Origin of the sequence: Catellatospora paridis (assembly GCF_009720365.1) — a bacterium.
In the GTDB taxonomy this organism is placed as follows: Bacteria; Actinomycetota; Actinomycetes; order Mycobacteriales; family Micromonosporaceae; genus Catellatospora; species Catellatospora paridis.
The window spans coordinates 227,150-249,634 of the sequence record NZ_ML769317.1; the positions used below are offsets into that span (position 1 = coordinate 227,150).

At 73.0% G+C, this 22,485-nt stretch carries 12 protein-coding genes; 8 read left to right on the forward strand and 4 right to left on the reverse strand.

The genetic code is table 11. From position 1 onward, the window contains the following. Positions 1 to 36 precede the first annotated feature (36 nt). The 3 genes from F9C41_RS18920 to F9C41_RS18930 form a co-directional block, all read right to left on the reverse strand. Positions 37 to 4,200 (reverse strand): S8 family serine peptidase, encoded by a 4,164-nt coding sequence (locus F9C41_RS18920; RefSeq protein ID WP_230689743.1) that lies wholly within the window; start codon positions 4,198 to 4,200, stop codon positions 37 to 39. 159 nt (positions 4,201 to 4,359) lie between these two features. Further along, positions 4,360 to 4,752 carry a VOC family protein gene (locus tag F9C41_RS18925; RefSeq protein WP_155388149.1) on the reverse strand — a complete coding sequence of 131 codons (393 nt, stop codon included), beginning with the start codon at positions 4,750 to 4,752 and terminating at the stop codon, positions 4,360 to 4,362. A 135-nt stretch (positions 4,753 to 4,887) separates the two neighbouring features. Further along, complete coding sequence (locus F9C41_RS18930) at positions 4,888 to 7,134, reverse strand: tetratricopeptide repeat protein (RefSeq protein WP_155388150.1); 2,247 nt, start codon at positions 7,132 to 7,134, stop codon at positions 4,888 to 4,890. A gap of 514 nt (positions 7,135 to 7,648) precedes the next feature. Between F9C41_RS18930 and F9C41_RS18935 the strand changes: the two genes are divergently transcribed. The 8 genes from F9C41_RS18935 to F9C41_RS18970 all read left to right on the forward strand — a co-directional run bounded on the left by F9C41_RS18935 (position 7,649) and on the right by F9C41_RS18970 (position 19,632). After that, positions 7,649 to 8,116, forward strand: coding sequence for a peptidoglycan-binding domain-containing protein (locus F9C41_RS18935; RefSeq protein ID WP_155388151.1), 468 nt, complete (start codon positions 7,649 to 7,651; stop codon positions 8,114 to 8,116). A gap of 282 nt (positions 8,117 to 8,398) precedes the next feature. Then, entirely contained in the window at positions 8,399 to 9,289 is an 891-nt protein-coding gene (locus F9C41_RS18940; RefSeq protein WP_155388152.1) for a universal stress protein, read from the forward strand. 105 nt (positions 9,290 to 9,394) lie between these two features. Beyond that, positions 9,395 to 10,651 (forward strand): FAD-dependent oxidoreductase, encoded by a 1,257-nt coding sequence (locus F9C41_RS18945; protein WP_155388153.1) that lies wholly within the window; start codon positions 9,395 to 9,397, stop codon positions 10,649 to 10,651. A gap of 266 nt (positions 10,652 to 10,917) precedes the next feature. Beyond that, complete coding sequence (locus F9C41_RS18950) at positions 10,918 to 12,261, forward strand: helix-turn-helix domain-containing protein (RefSeq protein ID WP_230689744.1); 1,344 nt, start codon at positions 10,918 to 10,920, stop codon at positions 12,259 to 12,261. A gap of 152 nt (positions 12,262 to 12,413) precedes the next feature. After that, positions 12,414 to 13,229 carry an alpha/beta hydrolase gene (locus F9C41_RS18955; protein ID WP_155388154.1) on the forward strand — a complete coding sequence of 272 codons (816 nt, stop codon included), beginning with the start codon at positions 12,414 to 12,416 and terminating at the stop codon, positions 13,227 to 13,229. Positions 13,230 to 13,392: 163 nt separating this feature from the next. Next, entirely contained in the window at positions 13,393 to 14,274 is an 882-nt protein-coding gene (locus F9C41_RS18960; protein ID WP_155388155.1) for an alpha/beta fold hydrolase, read from the forward strand. 125 nt (positions 14,275 to 14,399) lie between these two features. Continuing rightward, positions 14,400 to 16,217, forward strand: coding sequence for an AfsR/SARP family transcriptional regulator (locus F9C41_RS18965; RefSeq protein WP_155388156.1), 1,818 nt, complete (start codon positions 14,400 to 14,402; stop codon positions 16,215 to 16,217). A 79-nt stretch (positions 16,218 to 16,296) separates the two neighbouring features. Then, positions 16,297 to 19,632: a S8 family peptidase gene (locus F9C41_RS18970; protein ID WP_155388157.1), complete on the forward strand. Its 3,336-nt coding sequence runs from the start codon at positions 16,297 to 16,299 to the stop codon at positions 19,630 to 19,632. 39 nt (positions 19,633 to 19,671) lie between these two features. On the opposite strand, the gene F9C41_RS18975 is transcribed toward F9C41_RS18970, so the two are convergent. After that, complete coding sequence (locus tag F9C41_RS18975) at positions 19,672 to 22,425, reverse strand: AfsR/SARP family transcriptional regulator (RefSeq protein ID WP_155388158.1); 2,754 nt, start codon at positions 22,423 to 22,425, stop codon at positions 19,672 to 19,674. Between the last annotated feature and the right edge of the window lie 60 nt (positions 22,426 to 22,485).

Consider the following 22,485-nt stretch of genomic DNA (forward strand, 5'->3'; position numbering starts at 1 on the left):
GCTCCGTCAAGAGTGTCCTTTCGCTTCTCGGCTACGTCAGAAACGCAGAATGGCGTGCGTCTTGCCGGAGCCGTCCATGGCGATGCCGTAGACGACGAACCCGCCGTCGTCGGTCACGTCCGCCGCCTCGGACAGCCACCACTGATCGGTGCCGAGCATGGCCGACAGGTCCCAGATCCGGCCCTGCGGGTCCCACGCGACGACGTGCGGCTCGTATGGCTCGACGTCGGCCTCGCCGATGATCCAGCCGGAGGCGTTGATGCCGACCGCCTTCGAGTGCAGCCCGAAGTCGGGCAGGCGGCGCATACCTGCTTCAACGGTCCAGATCGCGGCCCGGTTGCCGCTCTCGCCGACCGCCGTGCCCGCGTCGTTGATCTCGACGAGGAAGCTGTGCTCGCCCGCGGCCGCCGGCCCGATCCGGTGCACGTTGCCGGCAGCGTCCCAGCGGACCGCGGTCTGCCAGCCGCCGGCGTCCATCGACACACCGACGGCCGTGCCGCTGTTGTTGATCGCGTACGGCTCGGTCAGCTCCGGGTTCGCGGACAGGTGCGGCAGCTTCACCATGCCGCCCTGCTCGGTCCACCGGAACCCTTCGTAGTGCCAGTACCAGTCGGCGTTTTCGGTCACCGCCGTCACGGACCCGACCACGGCGCCCGCGTCGTTGACGCCATAGCCGATGCCGTAGAGGGCGTCCGGCCGCCACGACGGCAGCTGCAGCTCGGTCACCGTGCCGTCGGCGTGGAAGACGGCCGGCAGCGTCGGCGTGTGGATGTACTCGGAGAACCCGGCGCCGTCACCGTGGTTGTTGAGCCCGAAGATATGGCCGCTCTGGTCGGGGTACGCCTTGACACCGCCCGCCTTCGTCCAGCGGGAGGGCCTGGAGACCGAGTCGACCTGCGTGGATCCCGCCACGACGCCGTCGATCGCGGTGAACGCGGCGAACGGGCCGAACTCCTCGGCCACCCGCACCGTCGGGCCGTGCACCGCCTCGATGGTGACGCCGGCCATGCCGACCACGGCTCCGTCGGTGTTCACCAGATCCAGATCGCCGTGGAGCCGCCGGCCGGCCGGAGCCGTGCCGGTCGCGGTGACCTCCGCGGTGACGGTCTTCGTCTCGCCGCGCGCCAGTGCCAGCGGAGCGGCGAACGTGGTGGTCACGGTGCCCATCGACGGGGTGCTCATCTCGTCGGTGTAGTCGAACTCGGTGGAGCCGGCGGGAACGGAGTACCCGTCGATCCAGACCGCGTAGTAGCCGGCCGGCGGGTTGTCGATGACGACCTCCTCCTCGGAGTCGCCGTCGGCGCTCTGCCCGAGCACGACGCCGTTGGCCATGACGATCAGGTCGAGGTCGGCTGCCTTGTCCGACGGATTGCCGATCCGTGCCCTGAAACGGCCCGTGCCGAACGGCACGATCACCTGGTACAGGTGCTGCTGCTGGTCGGCGACGGACGGCCGCTCGGTGCGGCGGCTGCTCAGCGGCGAGGTCGACGCGGCGAGCTGCAGCGCGCCCAGATTGTTGATGACCTGCCAGCTGACCGGGCTGGGCGAGTGCATCTCCAGGGTGCCCAGTGCCGCTTCGGCCTTGGCATCGGCGCCGAAGACGTTCACGGCGAGCCGGTAGCCGCTGCTGGCGGTCGGCGAGGTGCGGGAGGATTCGACCGTGATCTCCCAGACGCCGGGCAGCGGGTCCTTGAAGTTGCGGACGTTGGGGTTGCAGCCCTGCGCGTCCATGTTCGTGTAGCAGCCGTCCTCCACCGCGACGCCGTACGGGTGCTGCGCGACGAACCGGACCCGGTCGCCGGCGTCCACGCCGTCGAGCTTGACCTGCAGGCTACGGGTCTTCTCGGGCACCGTCACCAGGTAGGACTCGGACTGGGCCTTGTCGATCCGGCCGCTGTGCGTGCGGGTGTACGACGGCGCGGCGAGCTCGTCGGCGACCGCGACGGTAGCCATCATCCGGGCGTCGACGCCCTTGGTCGCCGGGTCGTCGAGCAGCATGATGGCGCTGTGCACGCCGTTGCCCTTCGGGCGCACCCAGACCAGCACCGGCATGGGCTTGTTCAGCGGCAGCAACACGATGTCGCTGAACGCCTTGAACGTGCCGTCGTCGCCGGTCCAGCTGATCCGGTGCAGGGCGGCCCGGTCCGGGCCGGTGGTACGGGTGACCATGACCTTCTGCAGCAAGGGGATCGCGCCACCGCAGCGGTGGTAGAGCCCCGCGCCCCGGTCGGGCGTGGTCAGGTACGGCGAGATCGCGGTGCAGACCGGCGCGTCGATGGTGTACGTGCTGGTGGCCAGGCCGCCTTCGGCCAGTGCCCGCCAGGCGCGTGCGACGTCGAGCAGGCCGTTGCCCTGCTCGTGGGCGGCCACGCCGGGCAGGAACCGGGCGCTGTCGTAGACGGCGGCGCGCAGTTTGGCGGGCTTGGCGTCGACGTTGGTCGCCTTGGCGGCCGACAGCAGCAGCGCCGCCGCGCCGGCGGCCTGCGGGGAGGCCATCGAGGTGCCGTTGAACATGCTGTAGCCCGGCGGCAGTTCGTAGCCGACCCCGGTGACCGGCGCGCCGGGCAGCCAGGTCGGGGTGGTGCTGACCGCTGCGCCCGGGGCGACGATGTCGGGTTTGAAGCCGCCGTCTTCGCGGGGGCCGCGGGAGGAGAAGCCGAAGATGCCCATCTTGGTCTTGACGTCGCTCCCGTAGTCGGCGGCCCAGGTGTCGCTGGACACCGAGGCGCCGACCGCGACCGCGTCGGTCGCCACGGCCGGGTCGCCGATGGTGTTCAGGCCTGGTCCGGAGTTGCCCGCGGACAGGAACAGCTGCACGCCGAAGTCGTTGATGAGCGTGTTGTACAGGTAGGCGCGGGCGTTGGCCCCGTCGTTGAGCGCGGGCAGGCCGCCGATGGACATGTTGACGACGTCGACGCCGCGGTTGACGACGAGGTCGATCATGCCTTCGGTGAGGGCGACGGCCGTGCAGCCCCCGCTCCAGGTGCAGGCCCGCGACGAGACGATCTTCGCGCCGGGGGCGGCGCCGTTCATCTTCCCGCCGAACAGGCTGCGGCCGGCGGCGATGCCGGCGACGTGGGTGCCGTGTGCACTTTCGGGCAGGCCGATGCTGACGAAGTCGGCGGTGCCCTCCCGCCCGGCTGGGGCCAGGTCGACGCCGAGCCGGTACTCGACCGTGAACGGCATCGACTCGTTGATCGCCGTGGCCGGGTCGTCGGTGCCGAACCGGCCCGCCTTGTGCTCCTCACGGAACGGCCGCAGCAACGGCTCGTCGGTGAAGTCGCGGTCGTTGTCGACGTCGACCCAGATCGCCTTGTCACTGGGACGGAACAGCACCGTGAACGAGTCCCAGTCGTCGCCGTCACGGTTCACATCACCGTTGACGTCGTTCGGGCCCGCAGTGGCGTACTCGTAGAACGTGGCGACGCGGTACTCGCCGGCGGCCGGCGCTACGTAGGTGCGCCACTCGAACTCGAACTCCGTCGTGGCGGTGACCGTGGCGGACATCTCCAGCCAGGTGTTGTCACCCTCGGTGAGGGGGTCGGTGGCGGTCACCCAGTCGACGATCTTGCGCTCGCCCGTGGTGGTGGTGGCCAGTGCCGGGTGGTCGAGGTCCACTCCGGAGTCCAGGATGCCGATGGTGACGCCGCGGCCGTCCCACGTGCGGTGGTCGGCGACGAAGTCCACGGCACCGGTCTCGTGCGTGGGCAGGTACGGGTTGGCCGCCGGGGTCTTCGCGCCGGGCGCCTTGGCGGTGCCGCCGTTGTGCCGCCCCTCCGTGGCCGGAACCGGGTCGGCGAGCTTGATCTCCTCGTCGAGGTCGACGGCGAGCACCGAGCCCTTCTGGGCCACGGTGTCGACGGCGCCGACGGGCAGGCTCGCCCGCAGGTAGCCGACCTTCGGCTGGGCCGAGGCGACGACGCCGCCGGACGCCTCGACGGCCTTGCGAGCGGCGTCGAACTGGCCGGGGGCGACGGCCACCATGGTGGTGACCTTCTTCTTGCCGTCCCGTACGGCCTTGACCAGCAGATCCCGGTCGTGTGAGCCGAGTTTGTCCTTCTTGGAGAAGCCCGGGCCTTTGAGCGCGCCGGGCGGAGCAGGTGAGGGTTTCGGCGCGGCGCTCGCCGCCGGCGCGATGGCCAGCAATGCCATCGTCGTGAGCAGAGCCGTGCTCAGTCGGCCGAGTTTGTGTGGGGACATGCTTCGGCAGCCTCATCGTGCCGCCTGGCCTTGGCAAGATCTTCTCGTGGCGAGGTTCTGCCGTGGCAACGGTTCGCCAACTTGCCGCGCCCGCTGTTGCCCGGCTCGGTCACCTCGACTCGTCGCCGCCCACGACGAAAGGCCCGGACCGACCTGCGCTCACGGCAGATTGAGCTGCCAGGACACGCCGAAGCGGTCGTTGACCCAGCCGAAGCGGGTGCTGAAGCCGTAGTGGGACAGCGGCATGAGCACCCCGCCGCCGTCGGAGAGTGCCGCGTACAGGCGGGTGATTTCGGCGTCGTCTTTGCACTGCACGAACAGCGACAGCGACGGGGTGAAGGTGAAGCCGTGTTTCACGGAGCTGTCACTGCACAGCACCCGCTGCCCGGCCACCCTGAACTCGGCCAGCTGTATGCCGGCGTTCTCCCCTTGGTGCGGCGTCACGGTGAGGATCTCGCCGTCGTCGAACCGGGAGACGTAGAAGTTCATGGCCTCGGCGGCGGAGCCTTCGAACATCAGGAACGGGGTGAGCGTGGTGCCGGCAGCGGTCATGACCTGACGTTAGGCAAGCAATCACTTGCCTGTCAACGTGGCACATCGGCTCACCTCCCGTCGGCCCATGCGTCAGCTGTCAGTCTGGCAGCCCGCCGTCAGGTCGCGGTGGCATACGGGGCCAGCCGCCACCGGTCAGCGGCGATCCTGCGGGTCCGGATGCGGTACGGCGAGCTTGTGGGCGACGTCGTTGGCCACCGGATGGCCGGCGTTGGCCAGCAGCTTGTAGGCGTGCTCCCAGTGCTCGCGGGCGGTGGCGGGATCGCCGAGCGCCTGGAACGCGTCGCCCGCGTGGTTGGCCACCTGCGCGTCGAGGATCGGGTCGCCGAGCTGTCGGGCCAGGTCGCGGGCGGCGTCGTACTGTTCGACCGCGGCCGCGTACGCGCCGAGGGCGTGGTGGGCCATGCCGAGGTTGTCCAGGCTGACGGCCTCGTTGGCGAAATCATCGGCCTGATGCTGCTCGGCGGCGGCACGGCGGTAGAAGACGATCGCGGTCGACGCGTCGCCGCGGTAGGAGTGGTACAGGCCGACGGCGTTGGCGGCCCGGCCGGTCCAGGCGGGGTCGGCCAGGCCGCTACAGAGCTCCAGCGAACGTTCGGCGTGCGCCAACGCGGTGACGACGTCGCCTTGCAGGAAGCACACATACGACAGGACGAACTCGGTCTCGGCTTCGCCGGGGCGGTCACCGGCGGCCCGGCACAGCTGCATGGCCTCGTGCATGTGGGCGTACGCGTCGGCGAAGCGGCTCAGCCGTCCGGCGACGGCGCCGAGGAACCTGTGCGCGTGGGCGGCCGCGGCGTCGTCCATCGAGGCGGTCGCGGCCCGCAGCGCCACCGCCCACGCCGCGCCCTCGTCATGCCAGCGGTGCTGCTCGTAGAGGAACGTGTCCAGCGCCCAGCCGAGCTGCCACGCGTGCCGGTCGGCCCCGTCGTCGCGGGCCTGGCGCAGCGTCGCCATCAGCACCGCGCGTTCGGCCTCCAGCCAGGCCAGCGCGGCCTTGTAGTCCGGCCGGCTGCCCGCGGCCGGCGGCACGGGCAGCGGGATCGGCGCGCGGATGGGGTTCAGGACGCGGTCGGCCTCGTGCGCCGTACGCGTGTAGTAGTCGAGCAGCCGGGTCAGCGCGTCACGGCGCTCGGTGTCGGTGTCGACGGCGCGGGCCTGCTCGCCGGCGTAGTCGCGCAGCAGGTCGTGCAGGAGGTAGCGGTGGGGCCGGTGCTCGATGATCAGGCCGGCCTCGACCAGCTCGTCGAGCTCGGCTCGGGCGTCGTGCACACCGGCGAGGGCGGCGACCGCGTCGGCGGCGACGTCGGGCCCGACGGTGAGTCCGAGCAGGCGGAACAGTCGCGCGGCGGGCGGGCTGACCGCCGCGTACGACCAGGAGAAGACGGCGCGCAGGTCGTCATGGGTTCGCGAGCCGGCCCGGTGCAGCTCCGCGGCGGCTGCTGCCAGCGGGAACCCGGTCTGGCGCACCCGCGCGGCGGTCAACGCGAGCGCCAGCGGCAACCGCCCGCAGGCGGCCGCGGCGCCCGCGGCCGTGTCGTCGTCGACCGGGCCGGCGATGCGGGACCGGAGCAGTGCGACCGCTTCGGCCTCGCCGGGCAGGTCCACGGCCAGAGGCGCGGCGGCGAACTCGGCGACCAGCGCGGTCAGCGGACTGCGGCCGGTCACCACGATGCGCACGCCAGGCCCGCCGGCCAGCAGCGGGCGGACCTGGTCGGCGTCGCGGGCGTTGTCGACGACGATGAGCAGGCGACGGTCGGCGACCAGGCTGCGGAACCGGGCCGCCTGCGCGGCCCGGTCCGGCGGGACGTCCCGGGCCGGCACACCCAGCGCGTCGAGGAAGCCGCGGATCGCGTCGGCCGGGTCGAGGGCGCCGCCGTCACGGGCATAACCCCGCAGGTCGGCATACAGGCGGCCGTCGGGAAACGATGCGGCCTGGCCGTGCGCCCAGTGCACGACCAGCGCGGTCTTGCCCACCCCGGGCGGCCCGGTCACGACGACGACGGACCCGGTCGCGGTGTCCAGCGCGGTCAACAGCGCGGCACGGCCGACGAAACTGCCGCTCATCGCCGGCAGCAGGTTCGGCGGGGCCGGTCGGAGGCCGCCCCGCTGCTTCAACCCCTCGTGCACGCCGACCAGCACTTCGTGGCGGCGTCGCCAGTCGGCGAGCTCGGCGTCGGTCGCCCCGCAGGCGAGCACGAACGGGCGCACGAGCGCCTCGAAGTCCGGCGGCCGTTTGATCTCCCCGTTGAGGATCGCGTAGAGCTGGGTGCGGCTGATGCGCACCTGCCGGGCGATGCTCGGCAGGTCCCGGCCCGAGGCCTGCCAGCGGACCCGCAGGTCCGTGCAGAACTGCGCGACCGGGCTCGTACGTTCGTCCACATAGGTCACCCTATCCGGTGCGTCCGACGATCCGCCTTCGTCCGCCGGGAACTACGACGGCGGCCGGCTCCCGTGCCGCTTCCATTCGCTGCCCGTCGTGTGCCTCTCAGCAAACTCGGATGTCGGATGTGGATCGCCGGAATCCGACGAACTCCGGAAGCTGAAGTCATCGCCGCTGGCACGGTGGGAATCCGCAACTCCGCGTGCCGGACGACACCGGACACGTGGTCGGGCAGCCTGCAGTCGCGATCATGCTGGGCCACCCGGCTGACTCCTGCCCACAGGCGCTCCGTGTCGGAGACGTACTCGGCGACCAGCGCGGCCGGCGGGCTGAGACCGGTCACCACTATCCGGTCCCGTCCGGTGGCCGGACTCCGTCCAGCGGCCACGATCAGGGTGAACGGCCGTGGCCGTCCGGAGTCGGTCGGCATCGACCCGAACTCCGGCCGGCAATGGCGACGCTGTCCGTGAGCGATTCCACGCCACGAGGAATCGAGTGAGGAGCAACGTCGACATGTTCAAGTCAGGCGCTCGGCGCGGGATGGCCGCTGCCGTGATCGTTCTCGCCGCCGCGGTGGTGCAGCTGGTCGGGCCGTCGGCGGCGCACGCGGCCAATCCTCAGTGCGACGGTGCCGGCGTGATCATCAGGAACCAGAGCGGCGACCCGTATTCGGCGTGGATTCCCGCGTACCGGTCGAGCAACTTCAACTGCTGGCTGCTGCGCGGCTCGAACAACTCCGGGGTCGGCCACCTGCAGCGGGCCCTGAACTACGACTTCCGCGGCCGGAAGGGATACACGCTGCTCGACGTGGACAACGACTTCGGGTCGAAGACCGAGGCCGCGCTGCGATTCGCGCAGACATACTGGCACGACAACTTCGACTCGACCATCAAGATCGACGGCGGCTACGGTTCACAGACCCGCAACATGCTCTGCTGGCCGGACATGAACGGCAGCGGCTGCGTCCATTACCTCGGCTGACATCGCACCGACACGACAGTTCACCGCAGGGCCGGCCGTTCACGGGCCGGCCCTTCCCGCGTTGCCGGCGGGCCGATCCGGTCATCGGGCGCGGGTACTCCGGTGGGGCCGATCACCGCCGTGCGGTGAACAGTGACCGTGCGCACTCACTCGTTTGCCACTGCTTGTGCACTCGGCCTGCCTAGTTTCAGCCACGGATCGTGCGACCGCCCTGCGCGGATCCGCGTCGGGCGGCACCGCACCATCCCCTTTTCCCGCCGACGCTGAACGAAGGACGATGCCATGACGATCAGACCCGGTGCCCCTGTCGTGGTGGGCGTCGACGGTTCCGCCGCCGGGCTGGACGCGGTACGGGTCGCGGTTCAGGAAGCAGCGCACCGGCGTCGTGCGCTGCGCGTCGTGCACGCCTTCATCTGGCCGCTGATGGGCGTCCCGGTCGGCCCGGCCCCGGGCGCCCCGGCCGGCGGCGGCCTGCGCCACGAGGCGGAGCGCCACGTCGCGGAGGCGGTCGCCGAGGCCGGCAGACTCGCCCCGCAGGTGCCGGTCACCGGCGTCGTCGTCGACGGCGCGGCGACTCCGGTGATGCTGGCCGAGTCGCGGGACGCGGCGCTGGTCGTGCTCGGGCACCGGGGACTGGGCGGCTTCACCGGGCTGCTGGTCGGCTCGGTCAGCGTGCAGGTCTCGGCGCGGGCGCACTGCCCGGTGCTGGTGGTGCGGGGCGAGCCGCACGCCGGCGGCCCGGTGCTGGTGGGCGTGGACGGCTCAGAGCTGTCCACGGTGGCGATCGAGTTCGCGTTCGCCGAGGCCGCCTACCGCGACGTGCCGCTGGTCGCGGTGCACGCGTGGCTGTTCCCGTCGCCGGCCGGCCCGGGCGAGGCCCTGCCCGTGGCCTACGACGGGGACTACCAGGGCGACGATGTGAACCGGATCCTCTCGGAGTCGGTCGCCGGCCACCTCGAGCGCTACCCGCAGGTGGTCGTGCAGCACCGGCTGGTCCGGGGCACCGCGGCGCACGTGCTTGTGGAGGAGTCGAAGAGCGCCGGGCTGGTGGTCGTCGGCGCACACGGCCGCGGCGTGCTCAGCGGGCTGCTGCTCGGCTCGGTCAGCCACGCGGTGCTGCACCACGCGCACGCCCCGCTGGCCATCGTCCGGCACCAGCCTGAACGGGGCTGACGTCGATCGCGATCCGCGGCCCGCGGGCCCGGGGCGAACAGCGGCTGCGGCCGGGCGACGGCGCGGGGACGGACCCGTGGTCGCGGGACGAGCAGAGGAGTCGGGATGGACGAGCGGGCGGACGTGATCGTCGTCGGCTTGGGACCCGGCGGCCGGCGCGTCGCGGGCGCGCTGGCACGAGCCGGGCTCGACGTGGTGGGCGTCGAGGCCGAACCCGTCGGCGACTGGTCCCGGGCCGCCCGCCGCGTACGCCGGCAGGCCGCCCACGACGGCGAAGACTGGCCCACGACCGATGACCTGGCCGCCCAGGGGATGCGGCTGGTCCGGGGGACCGGCCGGCTCGCAGGCCCGCACCGGGTCGCGGTCGGCGGGTCGACGTTCGAGGCCCGGCGCGGTGTCGTGCTCGCCACGGGCGCCCGGCCGCGCACCGCCGAGGTCGCCGGACTCGCGGCGACGCCCTACTGGACCCCGCGCGACGTCACGGCGGGCCGGGACCTGCCGGCGTCACTGCTCGTGGTGGGCGGGGGCGGCAACGGGGTGGAGATCGCGCAGAGGTTCGCCTGTGCCGGCAGCGCGGTGACCTTGATCGAGGCGGGGGAGCGGCTGCTGCCGCGAGAGGAGCCCGAAGCCGGGGAGCTGGCCGCGGCGGCATTGCAGGCCGACGGCGTGAACGTGCTCACCGGAGCCAGGGTGCGGCAGGTCGAGCACGACGGCGTCGGGTTCCTGGCGCACGTGGCGGGGGAGCCGGCGGTCCTGGACGGCGAGCGGCTGCTCGTGGCCACCGGGCGGGTCGTGGACCTGGCCGGGTTGGGCGTCGACACGGTGGGCCTGGACCCGTCGGAGCTGGCCGTGCCGACCGACGGCCGGATGCGGGCCGGTGCGGGGCTGTGGGCGGTCGGTGACATCACCGGGCGGGGCGGCAGCGCCCGCATGTCGGCGTACCAGGCCGAGATCGCGGTCCGGGACGTCCTCGGCCGGCCTGGGCCCGACGCGGGCCACTGGGCGCTGCCGCGGGTCACCCGCACCGACCCCGAGATCGCGGCGGTGGGTTTCACCGAGCACCAGGCCCGTGGGCTCGGCTTGAAGGTGCGCGCCGGCCTGGCGCCGATCGCCTCGCCGGCCTGCGGAGGAGGGTCGGGCGGCGAGGGGTTCGTCAAGCTGGTCGAGGACACCGATCGGGGCGTTCTGGTCGGGGCGACCGCGGCGGGACCGGCGGGCGGCGAGGTGCTGTACGGGCTGCAGGTGGCGGTCCACGCCGAGGTGCCCGTCGCCCGCCTTCGGCAGATGATCCACGGCGACGCCGCCGTTCAGCGCGCCGTGGAGGCGGCGTTGCAGGCCCTTCGCCGGCCCGGTCACGACTGACGGCGAGCTGCCTGGGCCGGTGGCCGCCCCTGGCGTCCTCGACCAGGTCAACCCACCACGTGCACCGATGGACACCACCGGGCCGGGCGAGGGCCGCGCGAGCTCACCGCGCTGCCGGAAATTAGCCGAGACAGCGCAGAGGCCACATTCGTGACATGTCGTGGGCATGATCACCGCCGCGACCCCCGCCGCCAGGACCCGCCCCCCGCCCCGCCCACCATGGAGCGGACGGCAGCCGCGACGAGCTCAAAGGGGGCGAAGCGACGGTGGGTGGGCGTGAACGGATCGACGGACCCGAGGGCGAGCCGGTGCCGGCCGTGGTGCCCGGCTCGACGTTCGGGCGGCGGCTGCGCGAGTTCCGGCAGTCGGCAGGGCTGACCATCGAGGGTTTGTGCCGGGCGTCAGGTGTCAGCGCCCGGGCGATCAGCGACATGGAGCGGGGGCACAGCCGGGTGCCCCAGGGCCGGACGCTGGCGCTGCTGGCCGATGCGTTGAAGCTCGACGACTTCGACCGGGCCCGCCTGGTCGAGCCGGTGCGGGCGCAGCGGCCGAACAGGCGGGTCGGCCGCCCCCGGGTCGGTGAGCTGCCGTGGGGGATCGGTGACTTCGTGGGCCGGGTGCCGGAGCTGGCACTGCTCCGCCGCCACGCGCTGGCCGCCCCGGACCGCGGCCGGACGCTGCTGGCCGTGGTGCACGGCCAGCCGGGGCTGGGCAAGACGGCGTTCGCGGTCCGGGCGGCCGAGCAACTGCGGCAGGTGTTCCCCGACGGGCAGCTCTACCTGGATCTTCGTGGCACGGATCCGGTGCCGATGCCGGCCGGTGAGGCGGCCACGCGGCTGCTGCGGGCGCTGGAGGTGAGCCCGCGCAGCATCGCCGACGACGAGCAGGAACGGGCCGGGCAGGTGCGGGCCGTGCTGCGGGAGCGGCGCTGCCTGCTGGTGCTCGACGACGCGGCCGACGAGGCTCAGGTGCGGCCGCTGCTGCCCGGCGTGGGGACCGGCACGGTCGTGGTGACCAGCCGCCGCCTGCTCGGCGGCCTGGAGGGGGCGCTGCGGATCGGGCTGGCGCCGCTGACGCCCCGCGAATCGGCGGCCCTGTTGCAGGCGATCGCGGGACAGGCGGCGGGACCGGAGGCCGGCGCGGTGGCGAGGCTGTGCGGCCACCTGCCGCTGGCATTGCGGATCGCGGGCACGCGGCTGGCGAGCAGGCCGGGGTGGACGATGGGGCACCTCGCACGGGTGCTGTCCGATGAGGACCGTCGGCTGGCGAACCTGTCGACGGGCGACCTGGGCGTGGCGGCGGCGTTCGCTCGGTCGTACGCCCAGCTGTCCGAACCGGCCAAGGCGATGTTCCGGGGGCTCGCACACGTGCCGGGACCCGTTTTCGCCGTGCCGGACGCCGCGGCGCTCGCCCAGGTCGATCTCCTCGATGCCGAGGACCTGCTGGAGGAGCTGGTCGATCTGGGCCTGCTGCAGCCCGAAGGCGACCGGTACCGGTTGCACGACCTGGTCCGGATCTTCGCGGCCGACCGGCTCCGCGGCCATGCGCCGGCGGCGATGCGGGCGCACCGGCTCGCCGGTGCGATCCGGGTGCCGGTCCTGCTCAGGTAACGCTGCGACCGGGCGCACTCACTCAAACGCCACTGCTTGCGCACTCAGAGTGTTTAGCGTTCCTCCTCGCGAGCAAGAACCGGCCACCACCTGGGCCGGCTCGAGCCCCCCGCACCGCGACCGCGGTGCGGACACCACAGGAGGAAACGCAGATGTCACTGAGCAAGAGATTGCGGGCGTTCGGCGTCGCCGCGGCCGCACTGCTCACCGCGGGCGCCGTCATGGCGGTCGCGCCCACCGGCGCGCAGGCCACCGGCGACCACGGCAAGAAGCCGACGGTCGTGCTGGTCCACGGCGCGTTCGCCGACAGCGGCGGCTGGAATGACGTGACCCGCAAGCTGCAGCGCGACGGCTACCCGGTCGTCGCGGCCGCCAACCCGCTGCGCGGCGTCGCACACGACGCAGCCCAGCTCAAGGCCAAACTGCAGCAGATCGACGGCCCGATCATCCTGGTCGGGCACTCCTACGGCGGCATGGTCATCTCGTCGGCGGCCACCGGCAACCCCAACATCAAGGCACTGGTCTACATCGCCGCGTTCACCCCCGACAAGGGTGAGAGTGCGTTCCAGCTGGCGTCCAAGTACGAAGGCAGCACCCTGCCGGAGACGCTGCGCCCGGTGCCGCTGCCCGACGGCGACGCGGACCTGTACGTGGACCAGAAGCTGTTCCGCCGGCAGTTCGCCGCCGACGTCGCGTCCCACGAGGCGGCCCTGATGGCCTCCTCGCAGCGGCCGGTCACGGCGTCGGCGCTGAACGAGGGCGGGGGCGAGCCGGCCTGGCGGACCATCCGCAGCTACCACCTGATCGCCGAGGCCGACAAGACGATCCCGGCGAAGCTGCAGCACTTCGGCGCCGACCGCGCGCACGGCGTCAAGCAGCGCGAAAACGGCGCCTCGCACGCGGTGTTCGTGTCGCGGGCGAAGACCACGGCCGAGTTCATCGAGCGGGCAGCCCGCGAGACGGACTGACGGACACCTGCCACCCCGATCACGCGGGCGACGGCAGGCAGCGGGTGGCGGAGGTCGACCGCCACCCGCGTCGTCGGCTCCGGACGCGTGGTCGACGCACTCGAATGTCACTGGACCCGCACCACGGCCTCCTAACGTGACGCCGCGAGGAAACGAGGAGCACGTGGGCGACGCACTGGCGCAGGGCACACACACCACGACGGTGTACGGGATCCATCAGCGCTTCCACGTCGCCGGCCGCGGCCCGGTCTGCGTCGTGCATCCGGGTGGCCCCGGCGTGCACTGGGACTATCTGCGGATGCCGGAGCTCGAGCAGCATCTGCGACTGGTCTATATCGAGCCGATCGGCACCGGTCGCTCCGGCCGGCTCGCCGATCCGCGCGACTACCGCTTCAGCACGTATGTGAGCGTCCTCGACGCAGTCGTGTCCACGCTCGGCCGCGATCAGGTCTTCCTGCTCGGCCACGGCCACGGCGGCCTGATCGCGCAACGCTACGGGCTCGATCACCCCGACCGTGTAGCCGGGCTGGTCCTGTACGCGACGTCCCCGGTGACCGACGAGCAGTTCCAGCAGTCGCTCCTGGCCGGGCTGGCCGCCTTCCCGACCCGCCACCCACGCCGCCGCGAGCAGGCCGCCGCGGCCGTACGGGCGTTCGAACAGGCGCTGACCGCCACCGACGACCAGAGCTTCACCCGCGGCGTCCGGGGCGCGTGGCCCGCCGCCGTCGCCGACTACTGGGCACACGAGCAGCGGTTCGCCCGGGTCCGGACCCGCACCCGGGGCTGGGTCGCGCCATGGCGGGCCCGGCGGTCCGCACGGTTCGACGTTCGCAGCGAGCTGGGCCGCATCCAAGCGCCGACGCTGGTGCTGGCCGGCGCGCACGACCCGTTCTTCGGCCCGCGCTGGGCGACGATGCTGCACGAGGGAGTGCGCGACTCTGGCCTGCTCGTCTTCACCGACAGCGGCAACCTGCCCCACCTCGAGCAGCCGGCGGCGTTCACGGGCGCCGTGGCCGACTTCGTCCACCTGGTCGGCGCGCAATGACCGCGGCGGGGCGCCGCGGCACTTCTTTCTGCGTTAGTTCTGCCTGGCAGCGGCCTGTTCTCGCTGGTTGCATGGATGCCTGAGCTGGTCCGTCCCGGGGCCGGGGCGAGCAGCGAGGGCAGGTCATGGGCGAGTCGAGCGCGGCAGTGAGGTTCGCCATCCTGGGCCCGGTCGCGGCCCGGCGCGGTGGCGTCGAGCTGGAACTCGGCGGCCGCCAGCAGCGGCTGGTGCTCGCTCTGCTGCTGGCCAACGCGGGCTCGGTGGTCGGCCTGACCGATCTGGTCGACACCATCTGGAACCAGGACCCGCCCGCCAGCGCGGTCAACGTCGTGCACCGCTACATCGGCACCCTGCGCCGGCTCATCGAACCGGACCTGCCGGTGCGCGCCGTCGGCGGCTACCTCATCCGGCACGCGGCCGGATACCGGCTGCGCGTCGACGAGGACTCCCTCGACCTGCTGAGCTTCCGCCGGCTGGTCGCCCAGGCCCGTGCGGCGGACGAACCGGGCCCGGCGGTGCAGCTGTACGCCCAGGCGCTGGCTTTGTGGCGTGGCGTCTGCGGGTCGGGGCTGGACCCGGAGTCGCGCGCGCATCCGGCCTTCGCCTCGATCGAGTCCGAGTGCTCCCAGGCCGTCCGGGACGCCGCGGACACGGCGCTGCGCGGCGGCCGGCTGCGCCTGGTGATCCCGGCACTGCGCCGGGCGGCCGGGCAGAACCCGTTCGACGAGGCGCTGCAGGCCCGTCTCGTGCTCGCGCTGGCCGCCGACGGCAGGCAGGCCGAGGCCCTGGACACGTTCCAGCAGGTCCGCCGGCGGCTCGCCGACGAGCTCGGCATCGACCCCAGCCCGGAACTGCTCGACGCCTACGACCGCCTGCTGCACCAGCGCACGGCCGGCCGCGACGCGCCACCACCGCCCGATCCGCTCGCCGGGCCCCGCGTCCCGTCGCCCATCGGCGGCGAGGAGGCGGCAGGTCAGACGATTCCGCGCCCGGTTCCGGCTCAGCTGCCGCCCGACCACCCCTTCTTCGGCGGTCGGGTGGACCTGCTGGCCCGTGCACGCGTGCTGCTCGACGAGGACCGGCGGCAGGGCAGGGCGACGGTGGCGCTGGCCCTGTACGGCGTGGCGGGCATCGGCAAGAGCACCCTGGCGATCCATCTGGGACACCGCCTGGCCGCCGCGTACCCGGACGGGCAGCTCTACGCCGACCTGCGTGGCTTCGCCGCCCACGAACGCGCGATGAGCCCGGCCGAGGCACTGCGCGGATTCCTGGACTCGCTCGGCGTGCCGCAGCAGAGCAGGCCGGGCGAACTGCACGCGCTGGCCGGGCTCTACCGCAGCATCCTCGCCGGACGGCGGGTGCTGCTCGTCATCGACAACTGCCGGGACTTCGAGCACGTCCGGCATCTGCTACCCGCCGCCCCCGGCTGTCTGGCCATCGTGACCAGCCGTAACCAGCTCACCGGCCTGGTCTCCACCGGACGCGCCCACCCCCTGCCCATGGGCCCGCCGCCACCCGACGAGGCGCGGGAGTACCTGCTCCGGCGGCTGGGCGCCGCACGGCTCGCCGCCGAACCGGGCGCGGTCGAACAGATCATCGCCGGTAGCGGGCGGCTGCCGCGGGCGCTGGCCGTGGTGGCCGCCCATGCCGCGGCACTGCCCGAGGCGCCGCTGGCGGAATTCGCCGCGCAACTGCAGGCATCGCCGTCCGGGGCCGCGGCCGTGCGGCGGTGGCCGTGCGCGGCCGCGGCCCCGGGCCGTGCGACCGCAACATGCCATCGGTCCGCTGGAACCGGCCGGGCCGGGCGGCGTCTGCACCGCGTGGCGGGCTGCCCGGAGCGGTGGGCGGCGACGAAGCGAGCCGAGCCGCCACGCCGGCGGGGACGAACTCCTGATCGTCCGGTGTGGTCGACGGGCGTCCGACCCACCCGCCGGCGACTGTGATCCAGGTCACGTTCGTGAACTTTCGCCCACCGTTCACGTCTAGATCACCCGACCCCCCTCGCGTTGATCTAGGAGAATGATGCGGTCAGCTCGCAAGATATCGGCGCTGGCACTGCTGGTGCTGGGCGTCTCGGCGGTGGCCCCGGGCGGCACGCCGGCCGCGGCGCAGCCCCAGGCGCCGAAACCCGCGACCACACCCCCGGTCGCCGCCAAAGCACGGACGGTCACTCTGCTCACCGGCGACACCGTCCACATCAGCACCATCGACGGCCAGACGGCCGTCAACGTCGTGCCGGGCAAGGGACGCGAACGGATCCCGTTCCTCACCCACAGCGCCGGCGAGCAGGTGCGGGTCATCCCCGCCGACGCCGTCGCCCTGCTCAACCGGGGCAAGCTCGACGAGCGGCTGTTCGACGTCTCGACGCTGATCGGCTTCGGCTACGACGACACCCGACCGACCCTGCCGCTCATCGTCCAGCACACCGACACCACCCCCGCCGGCCTCGCCGGCGCCCGGACCACCCGGGAACTGACCGGAGCGAGCGCCGTCGCGCAGAACCGCGCGGACGCGGTGTCCTTCTGGAACAGCATCACCTCCACCGCCGGCGGCAGCGAGCGGCGGCTGCGCGCCGGGTTCGACAAGATCTGGCTCGACGGGCTGCGCCGCCCGACCCTCGACGTCAGCGTCCCGCTGACCGGCGCGCCGCAGGCGTGGCAGGCCGGCTGGACCGGTGCCGGCGTGAAGATCGGCGTGATCGACACCGGCGTCGACCAGACCCACCCCGACCTGGCCGGTCACGTCGCCGCCGCGGAGAACTTCACCGCCGAGCCCGACAACCTCGACCGGGTCGGCCACGGCACCCACGTCGCCTCCACCATCGCCGGCAGCGGGGCCGCGTCGCAGGGCCGCTTCCAGGGCATGGCGCCCGGCGCGAGCCTGTACAGCGCCAAGGTCTGCACCGTGGACGGCTGCCCGGAGTCGGCGATCCTGGCCGGCATGAACTGGGCGGCCCAGCAGGGCGTCAAGGTCGCCAACATGAGCCTCGGCGGCCCGGACAGCCCGGCCACCGACCCGATCGAGGCGGCCGTGGCCGACCTCACCCACCGCTACGGCATGCTGTTCGTCGTCGCCGCGGGCAACTCCGGCCTGGGCGGCGAGTCCACCGTGAACTCGCCCGGCAGCGTCACCGAGGCGCTGACCGTCGGCGCCGTCACCAAGACCGGTGAGCTGGCCGAGTTCTCCAGCCGCGGCCCGCGCGCGGGCGACGCCGGCATCAAGCCGGACCTCACCGCGCCCGGCGTCGGTATCCTCGCCGCGCTCAGCAGCGTCTCCGACATGTGGCCCGACGCCGACAACCCGCAGTACACCAGCCTCAACGGCACCTCGATGGCGACCCCGCACGTGGCCGGCGCGGCTGCGATGCTGTTCCAGCAGCACCCCGACTGGTCCCCTGAGCGGATCAAGTCCACGCTGATGGCCGCCGCGCAGCCCAACGCCGCCATCGGCGTCTACGAGCAGGGCGCGGGCTTCCTCGACGTCGCCCGGGCGATCCGGCAGACCGTCACCGCGAGCCCGGTCAGTGTCGCCTTCGAGCGGAGCACCGCAGCGCAGACGCGCACCATCACATACGCCAACAGCGGCCCTGCCGCGCTCACCCTGGCCGTGTCCCTCGCCGCGAAGGATGCCGAAGGCAACCCCGCACCGGCGGGCCTGTTCGGCCTCAGCGCCTCCTCGGTGACCGTCCCGGCCGGCGGCACCGCCACCGTGACCGTCACCGTGCAGGCCGGCGCGGACCTGCCCGACCGCTACGTCGGCGGTGAGGTCACCGCCACCGGCGGCGGCGCGCAGGTGCAGACCCCGGTCGCGCTCGATGTCGTCCGCCGTACGCTGGCCCTCAAGCTCGTCGGCCCCGACGGCGGCAAGCCGACGGCCGAGCAGGGCTGGGTGACCGTCCTGATGGACCTGGACCGGCAGACCCTGCTGGTGCTCGACGACCCGACGGCCACCAGCCACCGGGTCCGCGCGGGCCGCTACCTGGTCCAGACGTACATGCTCAGCGGCGACCCGTTCATGCCGGACGTCACCTCGCTGGTGCGCCCGACCCTCGACCTGACCAAGGATCAGGCGCTCACCATGGACACCCGCACGGCGAAGCCGATCGTGGTGTCGGTGCCGAACCCGAACGCGACCCTGGTCTTCCCGGACTCCGGCTGGACGATCCGGACCGAGCAGCCGCAGATCTGGGGCAGCAACGACCCGTTCGGCACGCTGATGAACGTGCCTTTCGAACACGTGCGGACCGCGCAGGCCGGGGCCGGCAAGACGCCGGGCTTCGTCTCCTACGTCCACGGCATCTGGGGCCAGGTCGACGCCGACGGCAGCCTGCACAACAGCCCCTACGTCTACCGGGCCTACTTCTACGAGCCGCAGCAGATGATGACGGGGCTGACCCGCAAGCTGCGCGCGGGCGACTTCGCCACGGTCCGTTCCCAGATCGGCGCGGACGTCGCCGGCGTGCCGGTGGCCCGGACCGCGGTCGCGCACGCGCCCGGCAACTCGCCGGTCTACCGCGACGAGCGCAACATCCAGCCGAGCTTCACCTACGACGTGCCGCGCACCATCACCGAGTACTACAACCAGGACAAGCAGACGGTCTGGCAGTCGGTCTCGGCGCAGACGCGGTACACCTACTACCAGTCGGACTGGACCAGCTTCAAGCCCGGTCGCACCTACGACGTGAAGTGGGCCAACGCGGTCGCCGGGCCGGTGTTCCCGCAGCCGAACTTCGGCCAGCAGTACGCCACCCGCTACTGGGGCGACCAGATCGGCGGGCCGGGGCCGCTGCACGGCGACGGCACCGGGCACATGGGCTTCCGGCACGTCCGCGGCGGCAGCGCGCAGGTGACCCTCTACCGCAACGGCGTCGAGATCGGCGCCGCCACCGAGGTGCCCTACGCGTGGCAGGTGCCCGCCGCGACCGGTGACTACCGGCTCGCCGCGACGTTCCGCAGCGACCCGGAGTTCACCCTGTCGACCGTGGTCGAGGCGGAGTGGACCTTCAAGTCCGGGCACGTGGCCGACGGCGACCTGGTGAAACTGCCGCTGACGGCGATCCGGTACACCCCGGCCCTCGACATCGACAACCGGGCGCCGGCCGGGCGACTGTTCACGATCCCGGTCTCCCTCGACCGCCAGGTCGGGGCGGCACCGGGCCGGACCAGGTCGCTGACCGTCGAGGCTTCCTACGACGACGGCAAGACCTGGCACAAGCTGCCCGTGCTGCGGTTCGGCGAGCAGGCGACCGCCCTGGTGTACCACCCGGCCGGGGCCGGCTTCGTCTCGCTGCGCGCCGCCGCGACCGACACCGCCGGAAACACGGTCAAGCAGACCGTCCTCCGCGCCTACCGGTACTGAGCACCTGACCCGGACGCGGCGCTTGTCGCCGCGTCCGGGTCACCGCAGCCGCGCCAGCCGATCGCGGATCTGCCGCGCCATCGGCGAGTCCGTCCCGTGCAGCTCGGCCAGCGCCTCCCGCCACGCCTGCCCGGCCAGCGCCGCGTCACCGCCGTCGGCATGGCAGTCGCCGACGGCGACCAGCACCTGCGCGGTGTGGTGGGCCGCCCCCGCGCCGCGGAACGTGTCGATCGCCTGCTGCCAGACCGCCAGCGCACGCGGCAGGTCGCCGATCATCGAGTACGTGTGCGCCAGCCAGGCCTGGGTCGTGCCCACCCCGTGCAGGTCACCGATGGCCTCGAACTGCCGCCGCGCCTGCACGAACATGCCCAGCGCCTCGGCCTGCCCACCGAGCCTGCCCTGCGCCCGCGCGATCGCCAGCAGCGCCGTCGTCGCACCCCGCACATTGCCCTCGGCGTGAAACAGCGCCCGCGCGGCCTCGGCATGGCGCAATGCCTCGCCGTAGCACCGCTGGTCCAGCCGGATCTCGGCGATGTTGTTCTCCACATGGCCCTGCTCGCTGCGCAGGCCGAGCCGCTCGAAGATCGCCCCCGCCTGCTGCAGGTGCGACAACCCACCGTCGAGATCGGCCAGGAAGTAGCAGGCACCGGCGAGGCTGCGGTGCAGCAGCGCCCGGGCCGCCGGATCGTCCCCGGCCGCGGCCAGGCCCGTGCCCACCACAGCCGCCCACTGCCGGAACTGCGCCGTGTCCTGGAAGAAGTTCTGCATGGCCAGCGCGATCCGCCACGCCGCACGAGGCCGCCCGCGTTCCTGCGCCCGCGCGACGATGTCGATCAGCACCCGCTGCTCGGCCGCGAACCACGCCATCGCGTCGTCCCGGCCGGAAAAACGCCGCCCGGTCACCCCCTGCCCGGACGGCTCCGGCTCCGGCAGGGGCACCTGCGGCTGCAACAGCAGATGCGCCGCGTACGCACTCAGCTCGTAATAGTCGTAGACCCGCGCGACGGCGGCGTCCCGCTCGGCCGCATCGTCGTGCTCCTCCCCGAGCTCCACCGCATAAGCCCGCAGCAGGTCATGCATCCGCCACCGGCCGCCGCCCGGCCGCACCAGCATCTGCGCGGCGAGCTCGCCGAGCAGGCCACGGGCGAAGCGCGCAGGCAGGCCGCCCAGCGCGGCCGCCGCCTGCGTGCTCAACTCCCCGGCAGGGTGCAGGGGCAGCAGCCGGAACAGCCGAGCCGCCTCAGGCGTCAGCGCCCGGTACGACCAGGAGAAGATCGACTCCAGATCGGCGTGCGCGTCCCCGAACCCGGCCAGCCGGCCGTCGGCCCCGGCCAGCTCACCCACGACCGCCGGCAGGCTCAACCCGGGCCGACCCACGCTACGGGTCGCGACCAGCGCCAGCGCCAGCGGCAGCCGGCCGCACCGCGCGATGATCTCACCGACGGCCGCCGGGTCGGCGGCCACCGCGTCACCGAGCCGACGGGCGAGCAGCTCGCGGGCCTCGGCATCGGTCAGCAGATCCAGATGCAACGCGTGCGCACCCGCCGAACCCGCCACACCGGTGATCCGGCGGCGGCTGGTGGCGATGACGAGGCTGCCGCCCGTGCCCGGCAGCAGGTGCCGGATCTGGTCCCAGTCACGGCAGTTGTCGAGCAGGATCAGCATCCGCCGCTCGGCCAGGATGCTGCGGTACAGCCCGGCCTGGGCGTGCAGCTCGGCCGGGATGGAGCCCGGGGCGACCCCGAGCGACCACAGGAAACCGCGCAACGCCTCCGCCGGGGTCATCACCGAGTCGCCGGAGTCGAACCCGCGCAGGTCGGCGTGCAGCTGCCCGTCGGGGTAGCGGGCGGCCAGCCGGTGCGACAGGTGCACCGCGAACGTGGTCTTGCCGACGCCCGGCATCCCGTCGATGACCAGCGCGGTCGTCCGCTGGTCGTCGGCCAGCAGCGCCTGGGCGGCGGCCATGACCTCCCGGCGGCCGGCGAAATACGGATGGTCGGCCGGCAGCTGCGCCGGCGGCTCGACCCCGGTCGGCACCGAGGCGTCCTGGTCGAGCACGCTGTCGCGCGCCGCGCGCAACACCCCGCCCGGCGCGATGCCGAGCTCCTCGGTGAGCCGGTGCTCGACGTCGGCATAAGCCGCCAGGGCCTCGGCCCGCCGGCCGTCCGCGGCCAGCGCCAGCAGCAGCCTCGCCTGCAATTCCTCGTCCAGCGGCTCGTACTCGGCGGCCAACCTGATCGCGGGCAGCACCACGTGGGCGCACCCGGCCCGCAGCGCAGCGTCGGCCGCCGCCCGCACGGCCGCGAACCGCTCCCCGTCGACGGCGACGAACTCCGGATGGGTACGGCCTTCGGCGTGCAGGCCCGCAGCGCACCGGTCGCGCCACAACGCCAGCGCCTGCCGGTACATCTGCACGGCCGGCTCGCCCGTGGCGGCAGCGGCCTGGGCGACCAGGCGCCGGAAGTGCAGCAGGTCGAGCGACTCCTCATCGATCAGCAGCCGATATTCGGCGCCGTCACGGACCAGCACCGAGCCCGCCGCGCGCGTCGGCAGGCCCGGTTCGAAGCGCCGCCGCAGCGTGCCGATGTGCCGGTGCACCACGTTGACCGCACTCGGCGGAGGATCGGACTCCCAGAGCAGGTCGACGAACTCGGCGACGCTGACCGCGCCACCGGCCCGGGCCAGCAGCAATGCGAGGATCAGCCGCTGCTGGCGGGTGCCGAGGTCCAGTTCGGACCGGCCGCGCCAGGCCCGCACCGGGCCGAGGACGGCGAACGAAAGCGGGCTGGTCATCCTGGCGCGGTCCACGGGTGGCTGTTGGTCACGATCGCCGTAGCGTGGCAGGACTCATAT

What these genes read in the sequence shown, in the direction of transcription:
- F9C41_RS18920 (WP_230689743.1), bottom strand. Translation starts at nt 4,200, where the DNA reads ATGTCCCCACACAAACTCGGCCGACTGAGCACGGCTCTGCTCACGACG.
- F9C41_RS18970 (WP_155388157.1), top strand. Translation starts at nt 16,297, where the DNA reads ATGCGGTCAGCTCGCAAGATATCGGCGCTGGCACTGCTGGTGCTGGGC.
- F9C41_RS18975 (WP_155388158.1), bottom strand. Translation starts at nt 22,425, where the DNA reads ATGACCAGCCCGCTTTCGTTCGCCGTCCTCGGCCCGGTGCGGGCCTGG.
- F9C41_RS18965 (WP_155388156.1), top strand. Translation starts at nt 14,400, where the DNA reads ATGGGCGAGTCGAGCGCGGCAGTGAGGTTCGCCATCCTGGGCCCGGTC.
- F9C41_RS18945 (WP_155388153.1), top strand. Translation starts at nt 9,395, where the DNA reads ATGGACGAGCGGGCGGACGTGATCGTCGTCGGCTTGGGACCCGGCGGC.
- F9C41_RS18940 (WP_155388152.1), top strand. Translation starts at nt 8,399, where the DNA reads ATGACGATCAGACCCGGTGCCCCTGTCGTGGTGGGCGTCGACGGTTCC.
- F9C41_RS18935 (WP_155388151.1), top strand. Translation starts at nt 7,649, where the DNA reads ATGTTCAAGTCAGGCGCTCGGCGCGGGATGGCCGCTGCCGTGATCGTT.
- F9C41_RS18955 (WP_155388154.1), top strand. Translation starts at nt 12,414, where the DNA reads ATGTCACTGAGCAAGAGATTGCGGGCGTTCGGCGTCGCCGCGGCCGCA.
- F9C41_RS18925 (WP_155388149.1), bottom strand. Translation starts at nt 4,752, where the DNA reads ATGACCGCTGCCGGCACCACGCTCACCCCGTTCCTGATGTTCGAAGGC.